Source organism: Streptomyces sp. ISL-99, from assembly GCF_018614005.1.
GTDB classification, from domain to species: domain Bacteria; phylum Actinomycetota; class Actinomycetes; order Streptomycetales; family Streptomycetaceae; genus Streptomyces; species Streptomyces flavidovirens.
The window spans coordinates 105,179-119,520 of record NZ_JAGGPC010000045.1 but is presented as its reverse complement, the minus strand read 5'-3'; the positions used below and the strand labels follow the sequence as shown (position 1 = coordinate 119,520).

At 71.1% G+C, this 14,342-nt stretch carries 10 protein-coding genes; 4 read left to right on the top strand and 6 right to left on the bottom strand.

Annotation, left to right across the window (positions count from 1 at the left end):
• Positions 1–141: 141 nt before the first annotated feature.
• From J7E91_RS26570 to J7E91_RS26555, 4 genes are all read right to left on the bottom strand, one after another.
• Positions 142–543, bottom strand: a complete 402-nt coding sequence (locus J7E91_RS26570) for a hypothetical protein (protein ID WP_214908948.1) — start codon at positions 541–543, stop codon at positions 142–144.
• Positions 544–595: 52 nt separating this feature from the next.
• The gene (locus J7E91_RS26565) at positions 596–1,474 is read right to left on the bottom strand and encodes a trypsin-like serine protease (RefSeq protein WP_214908945.1); all 879 of its coding nucleotides are present in this window, start codon (positions 1,472–1,474) and stop codon (positions 596–598) included.
• 183 nt (positions 1,475–1,657) lie between these two features.
• A complete protein-coding gene (locus J7E91_RS26560; protein WP_214908943.1) occupies positions 1,658–2,128 on the bottom strand; it encodes a PaaI family thioesterase in 471 nt (156 codons plus the stop codon).
• Between the two features lie 50 nt (positions 2,129–2,178).
• A complete protein-coding gene (locus J7E91_RS26555; protein WP_214908941.1) occupies positions 2,179–4,458 on the bottom strand; it encodes an FdhF/YdeP family oxidoreductase in 2,280 nt (759 codons plus the stop codon).
• Positions 4,459–4,628: 170 nt separating this feature from the next.
• On the opposite strand from J7E91_RS26555, the gene polA reads away from it, so the two are divergent.
• Positions 4,629–7,289, top strand: a complete 2,661-nt coding sequence (gene polA / locus J7E91_RS26550) for a DNA polymerase I (protein ID WP_251016300.1) — start codon at positions 4,629–4,631, stop codon at positions 7,287–7,289.
• A gap of 64 nt (positions 7,290–7,353) precedes the next feature.
• On the opposite strand, the gene J7E91_RS26545 is transcribed toward polA, so the two are convergent.
• On the bottom strand, positions 7,354–8,253 hold the full coding sequence (locus J7E91_RS26545; protein ID WP_214908939.1) for a DUF4184 family protein: 900 nt from the start codon (positions 8,251–8,253) through the stop codon (positions 7,354–7,356).
• A gap of 188 nt (positions 8,254–8,441) precedes the next feature.
• Between J7E91_RS26545 and J7E91_RS26540 the strand changes: the two genes are divergently transcribed.
• From J7E91_RS26540 to J7E91_RS26530, 3 genes are all read left to right on the top strand, one after another.
• Complete coding sequence (locus tag J7E91_RS26540) at positions 8,442–10,271, top strand: lytic transglycosylase domain-containing protein (protein WP_214908938.1); 1,830 nt, start codon at positions 8,442–8,444, stop codon at positions 10,269–10,271.
• Between the two features lie 193 nt (positions 10,272–10,464).
• Positions 10,465–10,602 carry an SPW_0924 family protein gene (locus J7E91_RS26535; RefSeq protein WP_214908937.1) on the top strand — a complete coding sequence of 46 codons (138 nt, stop codon included), beginning with the start codon at positions 10,465–10,467 and terminating at the stop codon, positions 10,600–10,602.
• 11 nt (positions 10,603–10,613) lie between these two features.
• Positions 10,614–11,609, top strand: coding sequence for a DUF3068 domain-containing protein (locus J7E91_RS26530; protein ID WP_214908936.1), 996 nt, complete (start codon positions 10,614–10,616; stop codon positions 11,607–11,609).
• Between the two features lie 24 nt (positions 11,610–11,633).
• Here the strand turns inward: J7E91_RS26530 and J7E91_RS26525 are convergent, their stop codons facing one another.
• Complete coding sequence (locus J7E91_RS26525; RefSeq protein WP_214908934.1) at positions 11,634–14,339, bottom strand: ATP-dependent RNA helicase; 2,706 nt, start codon at positions 14,337–14,339, stop codon at positions 11,634–11,636.
• Positions 14,340–14,342: the final 3 nt, after the last annotated feature.

Genomic DNA, 14,342 nt, shown 5'->3' with positions numbered 1-14,342 from the left:
GTGGCTGAAAGGGCACTGGCCGGAGTACCGGCGCGGCTGATGCGCGCGGCGACCGAATGCTTGATTGCATCATTGTTACGGAGTGTTACACCCGGGGGGAGTCGCTTCGCGCCGCGCGTTACGTTCCGGCTGGGCGGCCTGTCATCCAGGTGGACGCCAGTTCTCCGAGCTGCCGGTGGCGCCGTTGCGGGCGGTGCATTTCTGCCGGGCCAGGCGGTCGGCCAGCCTGAGGCCCGCGGCGCGCCCGTGGCGCTTCACCTCGGCGCGACCTGCGGCGATGATCTCTTCGTGCAGGGCGTACTGCTCGTTGGACAGCCCCTTTTGTTCCCAGTCGAGGCCCGACCATTTGCTGCCCTTGAGTGTCTCTTTCGCCCAGTAGGAGACGAGTTTCGTGCATGTCTCCTCGGCGGAGGGGCTCTGCGGAGCGGGGCTCGATGTCGCGGGCCGGGGGGCCTGAGGAGGCCCCGTACAGCCCGCGACAACCAGTGCGGCCAGGAACGCGCAGGCGGCGTATCCGGCATGCGTGTGCGGTCCGGTCCCCATGAGGAGACGCTAGGTCGTCACGATGTGTGACACAACAGGCAGAGCGTCGCCCTTACGGCAGTTTTGTGTACGGGGAGAGGAACGCGCGGGCGCCCGGCGTGTCCAGCCGGTAGGTGACGTTCGTGGCGTAGCAGGGGGTGTCGCCGGTGATCGTGGTGGCGACCAGGGTGCGCTTGCCGGCGAGGGTGGCGAAGTTGGGGCCGCCCGAATCGCCGTAGCAGGCACCGCCGTTGCCCTGCGGTGCGGTCATGGAGAGCCGCAGCCAGGCGTCGTTGAGCGCGTTGTACGTGACGGGGGCCTTCATGCGTACGCCGCCGCCGGGGTGGGTGTGGCCGCCGGGTCCGCGCCGGGCTTCCTGGGTGCCGTACCCGGCGACGGTGAAGGAGGTGTCGTCGAGACCTTGGGGGCCGAGGGCGGTCAGGGCGCCGGCCTTGGGGAGGGAGGCGGGCGTGAAGGTCCACCGGGCCTTGAGCTGGGCTGCCGGCACTTCGACGACGGAGATGTCGTGGGTGTCGGAGGCGGGGCCCGGGTAGGCGGGGTGGTTGTGGGCGGTGCCCTGGACGGCGACCGCTTCGGCGACGGCCGCCGGGTTGCCGGGGTGCTGGGCCGCGGCCTTGTCGAGGCCGGCCTGCACGTCCTGGTCGAGGGAGACGTAGAACCTCACGTTGTCGGGCCAGTCGGTGGTGCAGTGCGCGGCGGTCAGGAACGTATCCGCGTCGATCATGGTGCCGGAACAGACCCAGTCGACGCGGTCGGGCGTGGTGGGGTTCGCGTCGTTGTCCCACGTCGCGACGAGGGCTCCGACTTCGGTGCGCTCGGGTGCGGGCGTGGCGTTGTAGGAGTTGATCGCGGAGGACGGCAGGGCCGCCGCCAGCACGAGTGCGCAGGCTCCGGCGGTGACGGCGGTGAGGCGTATGCGTACTGCGGTCAAGAGAACCCCTTGGGTGACGTGTGATGTGTGTGATGGGACCGGCGGCGCTCTCCTGTGGGGGTGGGGGACAGTGAACCGGTTGTGCCGGTGGTGGGACAAGGGGGCTGGGGGGCAAGGGTGTTGAGGTCGCGTGACGGCTCGCTGACCGTGTCCCTGCTCGCTGATCACCCGGCCGTACGCGCTTCAGCCCTTGCTGCCGTCCGCGTTGCGCAGCAGGCAGGTCAGGCGGGCCGTGCAGACCCGCTTGTCCTGCTCGTCGGTGATGACGATTTCGTAGGTCGCGGTGGAGCGTCCGCGGTGGACGGGGGTGGCCACACCGGTCACCAGGCCACCGCGGGCGCCCCTGTGGTGCGTGCAGTTGAGGTCCACGCCGACGGCGATCTTGGCGGCGCCGCCGTGCAGCATCGAGCCGATGGAGCCGAGGGTCTCGGCGAGTACGGCGGAGGCGCCGCCGTGCAGCAGGCCGTACGGCTGGGTGTTGCCCTCGACGGGCATGGTGCCGACGACGCGCTCCGCGGAGGCCTCGACGATCTGTACGCCCATGCGGGTGCCGAGGTCTCCGGCGGAGAACAGGGCGGGCAGGTCGACGCCCAGCTGGGCGTACTCGTCGATGACCTCTTGCGGGAACTTCACAGCTGCGGTCTGCTCGCCCATGGGGCCCGGCTCCGATCGTCGTACGGCGTCCATCGTCCTTAAGCGAACGCTTAGGCGGTGCGTGATTGTTCCAGACGGACGATGACGGACTTGCTCGCGGGGGTGTTACTGGTGTCCGCGGTGGCGTCGAGCGGCACCAGTACGTTGGTTTCGGGGTAGTAGGCGGCGGCGCAGCCGCGCGCGGTGGGGTAGTGCACGACGCGGAAGCCGGGGGCGCGCCGCTCGACGCCGTCCTTCCATTCGCTGACCAGGTCGGTGTACGTCCCGTCGGCGAGGCCCAGCTCGCGGGCGTCGTCCGGGTTGACAAGCACGACGCGGCGGCCGCCCTTGATGCCCCGGTAGCGGTCGTCGAGGCCGTAGATCGTGGTGTTGTACTGGTCGTGCGAGCGCAGCGTCTGGAGCAGTAGCCGGCCTTCGGGAAGCTTGGGGTACTCGACGGGCGCGGCGGTGAAGTTGGCCTTGCCAGTGGGGGTGGTGAAGCGGAGTTCGTCGCGCGGGCCGTGCGGCAGGGTGAAGCCGCCGGGACGGGCTACACGGGCGTTGAAGTCTTCGAAGCCGGGAACGACGCGGGAGATCCGGTCGCGGATCGTGCCGTAGTCCTTCTCGAAGTCCTCCCACGGCGTGGCCGAAGCGGGGCCGAGGACGGCCCGTGCCAGGCGGGCGACGATGGCCGGCTCGGACAGCAGGTGCGGGCTCGCGGGGGCGAGGTTGCCGCGCGAGGCGTGCACCATGCCCATGGAGTCCTCGACGGTGACGAACTGCTTCCCTGCCGCCTGTACGTCCTTGTCGGTACGTCCGAGGGTGGGCAGGATCAGCGCGCGGGCGCCGGTGACGGCGTGCGAGCGGTTGAGCTTCGTCGACACGTGGACGGTCAGGCGGGCCCGGCGCATCGCGGCTTCGGTGACGTCGGTGTCGGGGGTCGCGCCGACGAAGTTGCCGCCCATGGCGAAGAAGACCTTCGCCTCGCCGTCGCGCAGGGCCTGGATGGACCGTACGACGTCGAATCCGTGGTGGCGCGGTGAGGTGATCCCGAATTCCTTGTCGAGCGCGTCGAGGAAGGCGGGGGCGGGGCGTTCGAAGATGCCCATGGTGCGGTCGCCCTGCACGTTGGAGTGGCCGCGCACGGGGCACACTCCGGCGCCGGGGCGGCCGATGTTGCCGCGCAGCAGCAGGAAGTTGACGACTTCGCGGATGGTCGGCACGGCGTGCTTGTGCTGGGTCAGGCCCATGGCCCAGCACACGATGGTGCGCCGGGAGGTGAGGACCATGGCGAGGGCCTGCTCGATCTTCGCGCGCTCCAGGCCGGTGGCGGCGAGGGTCTCGTCCCAGTCGGCACCGCGCGCGGTGGCCGCGAACTCCTCGTACCCGTGGGTGTGTTCGCGTACGAACTCTTCGTCGACGGCGCCGTCCGCTTCGATGATCAGCTTGTTGAGCAGGCGGAACAGGGCCTGGTCGCCGCCGAGGCGGATCTGGAGGAAGAGGTCGGTGAGGGCGGCGCCCTTGATCATGCCCTGGGGGGTCTGCGGGTTCTTGAAGCGTTCGAGTCCGGCTTCGGGCAGCGGATTCACCGAGATGATCTTGGCGCCCGTTGCCTTGGCCTTCTCCAGGGCGCTGAGCATCCGCGGGTGGTTGGTGCCCGGGTTCTGGCCGGCGACGATGATCAGGTCGGCCTGGTGCAGGTCTTCGAGCGAGACGCTGCCCTTGCCGATGCCGATGGTCTCCACCAGGGCCGAGCCCGACGACTCGTGGCACATGTTGGAGCAGTCCGGCAGGTTGTTGGTGCCGAATTCGCGGGCGAAGAGCTGGAGCAGGAACGCCGCTTCGTTGCTGGTGCGGCCCGAGGTGTAGAAGACGGCCTCGTCGGGGGAGCCGAGTGCCTTGAGCTCCTCCGCGATGATCTCGAAGGCCCGCTCCCAGGTCACCGCGTCGTACCGGTCGGCGCCCTCCGCCAGATACATCGGCTGTGTGATGCGTCCTTGCTGGCCCAGCCAGTACCCGCTGCGCGTGGCGAGGTCGGCGACGGGATGGGCGGCGAAGAAGTCGGGGGTGACACGGCGCAGTGTCGCCTCCTCGGCGACGGCCTTCGCGCCGTTCTCACAGAACTCCGCCCTGTGCCGCTTGTCCTCCTCGGGCCAGGCGCAGCCGGGGCAGTCGAAGCCGTCCTTCTGGTTGACCTTGAGGAGCGTCTGCGCGGTACGGCGCACGCCCATCTGCTGCTGGGCCATCTTCAGCGTGTGTCCGATGGCGGGGAGCCCTGCCGCGGCGTGCTGGGGGGCCGCGACCTGCGGCGCGTCCTGGACCGGGTCACCTGTGGGCGGCTTGGCAGCCATGGCGCTCCCCTTTGAGCGTGCGGTTCTGTTACGTACATCTCCGATCCTGTCACGCTGCGCTGACAGTGAGAGGCCGCGGGCCCCGATTGTCAGTGGTGCGGCCTAGGATCGTGGGCGTGTCAGAGACAGCATCGAAGAAGACCGCAGACAACCGTCCCCGCCTGCTCCTCATGGACGGGCACTCCCTGGCGTACCGAGCGTTCTTCGCGCTGCCCGCGGAGAATTTCACCACCGCGAGCGGCCAGCCGACGAACGCCATCTACGGCTTCGCGTCGATGCTGGCGAACACGCTGCGCGACGAGGCGCCCACGCACTTCGCGGTGGCCTTCGACGTGTCGCGCAAGACGTGGCGCTCGGCCGACTTCCCGGAGTACAAGGCAAACCGCTCGACGACCCCCGACGAGTTCAAGGGGCAGGTCGAGCTGATCGGCGAGCTGCTGGACACCATGAACGCGCAGCGGTTCGCGGTGGACGGCTTCGAGGCCGACGACATCATCGCCACGCTCGCCACCCAGGCGGAGGCCGCCGGCTTCGACGTGCTGATCGTCACCGGCGACCGGGACTCGTTCCAGCTGGTCTCCGACCATGTGACCGTGCTGTACCCGACCAAGGGCGTCTCCGAGCTGACCCGGTTCACGCCGGAGAAGGTCCAGGAGAAGTACGGGCTGACCCCGTCGCAGTACCCGGACTTCGCCGCGCTGCGCGGCGACCCGTCGGACAACCTGCCGGGCATCCCCGGCGTCGGCGAGAAGACCGCCACGAAGTGGATCAACCAGTTCGGTTCGTTCGCGGAGCTGGTCGAGCGTGCCGACGAGGTCAAGGGCAAGGTCGGGCAGGCCCTGCGCGACCACCTGGAGTCGGTCAAGCTCAACCGGCACCTGACCGAGCTGGTGCGTGACGTGGAGCTGCCCAAGGCCGTGGCGGACCTGGAGCGCGTGCCGTACGACCGGTCCGCGCTGAAGGGCTTCCTGGAGGTCCTGGAGATCCGTAACCCGAGCCTGCGGGAGCGGCTGCTCGCTGTCGACCCGGGCGCGGAGGAGGAAGAGGCGCCGGCCCCGGACGCCGGTGTTCAGCTGGACGGCTCGGTGCTGCGCGCCGGCGAGCTGGCCACCTGGCTGGAGCAGCACGGCGGGCAGCCGCTCGGCGTGGCGACCGTCGCGTCCTGGGCTCTGGGTGTCGGCAATGTCAGCGAGGTCGCGCTGGCGGCCGCCGACGGCAAGGCGGCCTGGTTCGACACGACCGAGCTGGACGAGTCGGACGAGCGGGCCTTCGCCGCCTGGCTCGCGGACCCGGCCCGGCCGAAGGTCATGCACAACGCCAAGGACGCGCTGCGGGTCTTCCCCGAGCACGGCTGGCACATCGAGGGCATCACGATGGACACGGCGCTCGCCGCCTATCTGGTCAAGCCCGGCCGCCGGTCCTTCGCCCTGGACGCCCTGTCCGTCGAGTACCTCCACCGTGAGCTGGCCCCGGCCGCCGCCGACGGTCAGCTGTCCTTCGGCTCCGACGAGGACGAGCAGGCCGAGGCCGACGCCCTGATGGCGCAGGCCCGCGCGGTCCTCGACCTGGGCGACGCGTTCGCCGTGAAGCTGAAGGAGGTCGGCGCGACCGAGCTGCTGCACGAGGTGGAGCTGCCCACGTCGCTGCTGCTGGCCCGGATGGAGCGGTACGGCATCTCGGCCGACCGCGCCCATCTGGAGGCGATGGAGCAGCAGTTCGCCGGCGCGGTGCAGCAGGCGGTCAAGGAGGCGCACGCGTCGGTGGGCCACGAGTTCAATCTCGGCTCGCCCAAGCAGCTCCAGGAGGTCTTCTTCGGTGAGCTGAACCTCCCCAAGACGAAGAAGACCAAGACCGGTTACACCACGGACGCGGACGCACTGGCGTGGCTGGCCGCGCAGACCGAGCACGAACTGCCGGTGATCATGCTGCGTCACCGTGAGCAGGCCCGGCTGCGGTCCACGGTCGAGGGTCTGATCAAGACGATCGCCGGTGACGGCCGGATCCACACCACGTTCAGCCAGACGGTCGCGGCGACCGGACGCCTGTCCTCCACCGACCCGAACCTGCAGAACGTGCCGGTGCGCACGGACGAGGGCCGTGCCATCCGCCGCGGGTTCGTCGTCGGCGAGGGCTTCGAGTCGCTGATGACCGCCGACTACAGCCAGATCGAGCTGCGGGTGATGGCGCACCTGTCGGAGGACGAGGGCCTGATCGAGGCGTTCACCTCCGGCGAGGACCTGCACACCACCGTCGCCTCCCAGGTGTTCGGTGTGGAGCGGTCCGCGGTCGACGCGGAGATGCGGCGCAAGATCAAGGCCATGTCGTACGGTCTTGCCTACGGCCTGTCCGCCTTCGGCCTGGCGCAGCAGCTGAACATCGAGGCGGGCGAGGCGCGGGTCCTGATGGACACGTACTTCGAGCGGTTCGGCGGGGTGCGCGACTACCTGCGGCGTGCCGTCGACGAGGCGCGCGCCACCGGGTACACGGCGACGATGCTCGGCCGCCGCCGCTACCTGCCGGACCTCAACAGCGACAACCGCCAGCGCCGCGAGGCGGCCGAGCGGATGGCGCTGAACGCCCCGATCCAGGGCACGGCCGCCGACATCGTGAAGGTCGCCATGCTGAACGTCGACCGGGCGCTGACGGAGGCGGGCCTGAACACCCGGATGCTGCTCCAGGTCCACGACGAAATCGTCCTGGAGCTGGCCCCGGGGGAGCGCGAGCGGGTGGAGGAGATCGTCCGCCGCGAGATGGCCGGCGCCGTCAGCCTGCGCGCCCCGCTCGATGTCTCGGTGGGCGTGGGAACCGACTGGGAGTCCGCCGCGCACTGATACGCGTACCTGATAGGCGTAACTGATACGCGTCCCTGCCTCCTTGCGGAGTGGGGGAGTGCCCTCAGTCGCCGGACCGGCCGGCGTTTCCGGCCGGGACAGGTGATTCGTGCCTGTCCGGTGACTGAGGGCCGACGTCTGCGGCGGCGGCGTCGCGCTGCGGGCTGCCGCGCAGCCACAGCCGCACCCCCACGGCGTACAGGACGAGCCCCACGGCGAGCCCCGCGCCGGCGCCGAAGCATGCGGTCGGGACGAAGTCGAGCGGCGTCAGCGGCACGGTCTGCGCGGCGTACCAGCGCACGCACCGGTGTACGGCGCCGGCCGCCACGCACAGTGTGAGCAGCCCCCAGGCCGCCCACCGCCCGCGCGCGTCCAGCAGCGGTACGGAGCCGGGGGCGGGCCCGTCCGGCCGGCGCCGCAGCGCCGAGACCGTGAACCACACGATCACCACGAGGGCCACCGCCGAGCCGCCGTACTGCGCGTACATGTACATCGGGAAGCCGGCGACGATCTCGCCGAGCACCGGGAGGACCTTCATGCCCCACCGGTCGAGATGCGTGAAGCTGTCCCAGAAGACGTGCGTGCAGCTGCCGATGGCGGCCGAGAGGAAGAACCGCCAGGCCAGTGCGGGGAGTTGGATCCCCTTCCAGTCCTGGCCGCGTACGAAGCCGTGGAAGCGGGCCTGCCGGCGCCGCGGCACCAGCGCGAGCAGGGGTTCGCGCATCAGCAGCCACAGGCCGACGAGCGCCGCCGTGATCAGTACGTCGACGGTGACGAGACCCGGCAGGGAGTGCGTGACATCCCCGAAGGCCATCGCGGCCGGAACGGCGGTGGCCGCGAAGTAGGTCATGTCAGGCGCGAACGACCCTGCGACGAGGGCCGATGCGAGCAGCGGTCCGCGCCCGGTACCGTCTCGTCCAATGCCTGGCAGTACCGCCGCCGCATGGCTGAGTGTGAACGGCAAAAGTCCCCCTTGGTCCTCTTTCGATCAATGACGATCAGTATGCCGCCCATGGTTCCGAGTTGAATTTCGGTGAACAAGCGGCAATAAGACGACAGCGGCCGGTGTCCCGGCACCGCTAGTTGTCGTAGTGTCACCTGAGTCCTCGCGCTGGGGAGCGCGAACAGCCGTTGACGGGAGGGGCCAGACGTATGGCAGCGCAATTCGGTCGCAGGCTGCGCAAGGGGGCGACAGCCACCACGGTGGCAGCGCTCGTAGTGGCAGCGCTCTCCGCCTCTCAGGCGCCGGGCAGCACTTCGGTGCCGGCCGGCGAGAGAGCCGGCGAGGCGACCGAGCCGCCCGGTACGCCGGTGACGGGCAACTCGCCGTACTTCACGGACCTTCCACCCCTGAACACGCCGAACAAACCGAACAAGCCGGGCACTTCCATCGACCTCCCGGTGGTGGCCGGCCCGGCCGAAGCCGGCATACCCGCCACCGTCCTGGACGCGTACAAGCGGGCGGAAGAGACGATCAGGGACACCAAACCCGGCTGCCGCCTCCCGTGGCAACTGCTCGCCGCCATCGGCAAGGTCGAGTCGGGCCAGGCGCGCGGCGGCCGTGTCGACGCCAACGGCACGACGCTGACACCGATCCTCGGCCCGCAGCTCAACGGCGTCGGCTTCGCCAACATCTCCGACACCGACGACGGTGCGTACGACGGCGACACGACGCACGACCGCGCGGTCGGCCCGATGCAGTTCATCCCGTCCACCTGGGCGGTCTGGGGCCAGGACGGCAACGCCGACGGCCGGAAGAACCCGAACAACATCTACGACGCGGCGCTCGCCGCCGGCCGTTACCTCTGCGCCCACGACCGTGACCTTTCGGCGCAGGGCGATCTCGACCAGGCGATCCTCGGCTACAACCGTTCGCGGGAGTACCTGCGTACGGTCATGTCGTGGTTCGACTACTACCGGCGCGGCAACCACGAAGTGCCAGACGGTACGGGAGTCCTGCCGGGCAGCGGCGAACCCGACAGCCACGGCGAGGGACGCGGCAGCGGCAACGGCCTTCCCAACGCTCCGGTTACGACTCCGCCGTCGACCCCGGAAACCCCCGGCCCCGGCAAACCCTCCACACCCGGAAGGCCGGGCGGCGGCGACGGCACCAAGCCCCCGACCAACCCGCCCACCACCCCGCCGGTCAAGCCGCCCACCACGCCCCCGGGCACCAAGCCGCCCACCACGCCTCCGCCCGCCACACAGCCCCCGGCCCCGGCCCCGGCACCCGTCACCGCCCTGGAGCGTCTCGGCAGCGCGAGCGTGACCGCCACCGAGGGCGAGAAGTTCACCGACCGGCTGCGTGTACGGGCCAAGACCTCCGCGGGCAAGGTGGTCGCGGGCGCCAGGGTCCAGTTCCAGATCATCGGCGACACGGCGGCGCGCTTCCCGGGCGCCGAGACCCGCATCGTCGTCACCACCGGCACCGATGGCATCGCCACCGCGCCCACCATCGGCGCGGGCGGCCGGCCCGGAAAGTTCATGGTGCGCGCCAAGGCGCTCGGCACCACCGCCCCCGCCGTGGACTTCGCCGCCAGTGTCGCGGCCAAGCCCGCGCCCGCGCCGCGGTCCGACGCGCTGGTCCGTACGTCCGACAAGGAGCTCAAGGCCGGGACCGGCGGCTCCTTCGCCGACGCGGTCGAGGTGAAGGCGACGTACAAGGGCAAGGCCGCGGCGGGCGTCGGAGTGAGCGCGACGATGGTCACGGACGATGCCGACCAGCCCGTGGAGAACGACAAGGGCCCGTACTTCAAGGACGCCGACGGCAAGACGGTCCGTACTCTGACCGCTCTCAAGACCGACGCCAACGGCCTTTTGAAGCTTCCCGAGATCTTCACCGACGGCAACGCGGGAACGTACAAGCTGCGTCTCACGACCGCCGACGGAGTCGTCCTCACCGTCGAACTGACCGTCACGGCGGCCACCACCGACCCGTCGACCGACCCGTCGACGACTCCCTCCAGCACGCCCACCGAATAGGACTCCCGCTCCTCGGCTCTGCCGCCGCTGCTCCGCCCGGACGCCGTTCCGGACGGGGCAGCGGCATGTGAAGCGGCAGCGGCATGTGCGGGGCAGCGGCATGTCGGTGCGACGTGTTCTCATCTCGCGGCTCCATTGCTACGGTGCCACCGCCCATCCGCCTGACGCAGTATCAGATTCCGGGAGGCCGAGCATGCGTGCTCTCGTCGCCGCCGCCATCGGGCTCGCCGCCGCCCTCGCGCTCGTCCTCACCGTCACGGCCGTCGGCGCCTCGCAGGGGGAGACCTCGCCCAGGCCCCTGCTCACGACCGTTCCCGGGCCGAAGAAGTAGAGGGGCCCGCCGTGCGCCGTAAAGCCAGCCTGGTCCTGCTCGCCTTCGCGGTCTTCCTCGTCGCCCTGGCACCGCTGCTTCGCTGGTACGCCTTCCCGCGCCTAGCCAAGATCCCGGCCGGCCAGTACCAGGAGATGGTGCTGGAGGCGAAACCCGCGACGCTTCTCGAGTACGGCTCCATGAAGGCGAAGGAGGTCGAGAAGGTCACCATCGTCCAGACCCTCAAGGGCAACGTCGAGGAGTCCGAGAAGATCGAGCGGAGCGCCGGCCGCGACGTGGTCGTGTGGGACTCGCTCTCGTACGTACAGGGCCCGGACGGCAAGATGGTTTCGGCCATTCCCGAGCGCTACATCTTCGACGCCCACAGCCAGGACCCGGTGCACGCCACCGGCGAGATGGTCGACGGCGACCGGGTCAGGCGCGAAGGCATCGAATTCAAGTGGCCCTTCCTCACCGAGAAGCGCGACTACGAGTACTTCGACGCGCAGACCCGCACCTCCGCCCCGATCCACTTCAAGGGCGAGCGGACGTTCCGTGGAATGGACGTCTACTACTTCGAGCAGACCATCCCCTGGACCAAGGTCAAGTACCCGAAGAAGATGCCCATGCCGGGGATCGACGCGACGAAGCTGGAGCAGCAGACCGGTACGACGCGCTGGTACACCACCCGACGGATGTTCTGGGTGGACCCCGTTACGGGCGCTCCCGTGAACGGCGAGGAGATTCACCGGGAAGAGCTGCGCGGCGGCAGCCTGCTGGGCGGCCGTGACAAGGTCACCGCTTTCGCCGGTCACGTGAAGATGCGCGAGGACTACATCGACTCCACCGTCGAACTCGTCAGGACCAACCGCGTCGCCGTACTCATGCTCACGTCGTACCTCCCCTGGGGCTTCCTGCTCCTCGGCGGCTCCCTGTTCGCGCTCGCCCTGTACCTGGAGGCGCGCGGTCGCAGACCGGGGGACTTGGCCGAAAACACCACCTTGCGGCCGGAGCCGGTCGGCACGTGACGGGTCCCGAGACGCTCCCCGGACTCAGCCCCGCCCGAGGCGCGCCTTCGTGTACTTCGTCGCGACAGCCGCCGCCGGGTCCTCCGGCCACGGGTGCTTCGGATAGCGGCCCCGCAACTCCGCCCGCACCGCGCGGTACCCGTCCCGCCAGAACGACGCGAGATCCGCGGTGACGGCCGCCGGGCGCCCGGCCGGCGACAGCAGGTGCACCAGCACTGGCACCCCCGCCACCCGCGGCGTCTCGGCCAGCCCGAACATCTCCTGGAGCTTCACCGCCAGTACGGGCTGCTCCCCGCCGTACTCCACCCGGATCCGCGACCCGCTCGGCACCTCGATCCGTTCCGGCGCCAGTTCGTCCAGCCGCGCCGCGTCGCCGGACGCCCACGGCAGCAGCCGGTTCAGCGCCTGGCCCGCCTCGATCCGGCCCAGGTCGGCCCTTCGCCGCGCCCGTGACAGCTCCGGCTCCAGCCATTCGTCGGTACGTTCCGTCAGCGCCGCGTCGGAAACGTCGGGCCACGGGGCGCCCAGCACCCGGTGCAGGAAGGCGAGGCGCTCCCGCAACGCCTGCGCGTCGCGCGTCCAGCGCAGCAGCCCCAGGCCCTCGCGCCGCAGCCCGTCGAGCAGCGCTTCCCGTACGCGTTCCGCATCCGGCTTCTTGAGCGCCCGTACGGCCAGTTCGACCGCGCCGAGGCGCCGCACGTGGCGCGCCACGACATCCCCGTCCTCCCAGCGCACCTCTTCGCCGGACACGAGCAGATGCTCGGCGGCCAGCTTCGCGGTGTCCTCGTCGATGACGGCGGCGAGGCGTACGCGCGCGGAGGCGGCATGGACGGAACGGTCGGCGACGGCGACCGCCAGCCACGGCGCACTGCGCAGCCGGGACCCGTCGCCGAGCTCGGCCCCGGTCCCGGAAGCCATGAGGAAGGCGCCCTCACCACGGGCCCTGGCGACCCGCTCGGGGAACGCGAGGGCGGCCACGAGTCCGGCAACGGCGTCGTCACTCCCGGCACCGGTGCCACCGGCGCCTGCTGCGGCGCCGGTTTCGGTGGCCCCCCGGCCGCCCACGGGACCGCTCCCGACACCCGTGCCACCGGCTGCGCGGTTGCTCCTGCTGCCGGGGCTCGCGGCCACTGGGCTCCCGGCTCCCATGCCGGCCGGCCCTGCGGCGTCGTCGGCTCCGGCGGGGTGACCGGTGCTCTGCCCGCTGCGGGGCTCCGCGCCGGAGCCTTCCGCCGCCGAAGCCAGTCGCCTCGCCTCCTGGCGCCAGCGCGCCCCGTACGCGTCGTTCCCCCGACGGGCCGCCCGCCAGGCCGCGGCCAGGTCGTCGCCGTACTCCCTCGGGGGCTCCTCGCTCAGCAGGGCGACCACCTCCGCCGCACGGCGTACGCCGACCTCCCGTGCCCCGTCGAGGAGCGCCCGCGCGAGCCGGGGGTGCAGGCCGAGGCGGGCCATCCGTACGCCCCTGTCGGTAGCCCGGCCGGATTCGTCCACGGCCCCGATCGCGGTCAGCACCGCACGGGCCGCCGCCATCGCACCGCCCGGCGGCGGATCCAGCAGGGCGAGTCCGCTCGCGTCGGGGTCGCCCCAGCACGCCGCCTGGAGAGCGAACGCGGTCAGGTCCGCGACCTTGATCTCGGGGGAGGGGAAGCGCTGCAGCCGTACGTCGTCGGCCTGGTCCCAGCACCGGTAGACCGTGCCCGGCGCCTCCCGCCCGGCACGTCCCGCGCGCTGCCGTGAAGCGGCCTGCGAGGCCCGTACGGTCGTGAGCGCGCTCAGCCCCCGCGCATGGTCCGTACGGGGCTCACGCGCGAGCCCCGCGTCCACGACGACCCGTACACCCGGCACCGTCAGGCTCGACTCGGCCACCGAGGTCGCCAGCACCACCCTGCGCGGACCGGCGGAGCCGGCCAGCACCGCGTCCTGCACCGCCGCCGGCGCGCGCCCGTGCACCTGGAGCACCTCGGCGCCCACCCCGGACAACTGGCCGGCGACACGCGCGATCTCGCCCACGCCGGGGAGGAAGCACAGCACATCGCCCTCCCGCTCGGCGATAGCTCTGCGCACCACGGCGGCCACATGCGTCAGCAGCGCCGGATCGACGCGCATGCCGTGCGGCGGCCGCACCGGACGCGTAGGCGGCGCCCACACCGTCTCCACGGGATGCGAGACGCCCTGTGCCTCGATCACCGGCGCGTCGCCCAGCAGCCGCGCCCAGCCCTGCGCGTCCGTCGTCGCGGAGGCGGCGAGGAGCCGCAGCTCCGGCCGCAGGGCGGCCCGTACGTCGAGGAGGAACGCGGCGACGGTGTCCGCGTCCAGGTGCCGCTCATGACACTCGTCGAGGACGACGACATCGACCCCGGCGAGTTCCTGGTCGCGCTGGAGACGCTGGAGCAGTACACCGGTGGTCACCACCTCCACCACCGTGTCGCGCCCCACCACGCGTTCTCCGCGCACGGTGAAGCCCACGCGCCCGCCGGCCTTCTCGCCCAGAAGCCACGCCATGCGGCGCGCCGCGGCTCGCGCCGCGATCCGTCGCGGTTCCGCGACGACCACCTTCCGCAGCGGCCGCCCCTCGTCGAGCAACCCGGCCAGCACCAGCGGAACGAGCGTCGTCTTGCCCGTCCCCGGCGGCGCGCACAGCACCGCTGTCCCGTGCGCGTCCAGAGCGCGCTCCAGGGAGGGCACCGCGGTGCGTACGGGAAGCTGCCCGAGGGCGTCGGTGCGGATCACGCC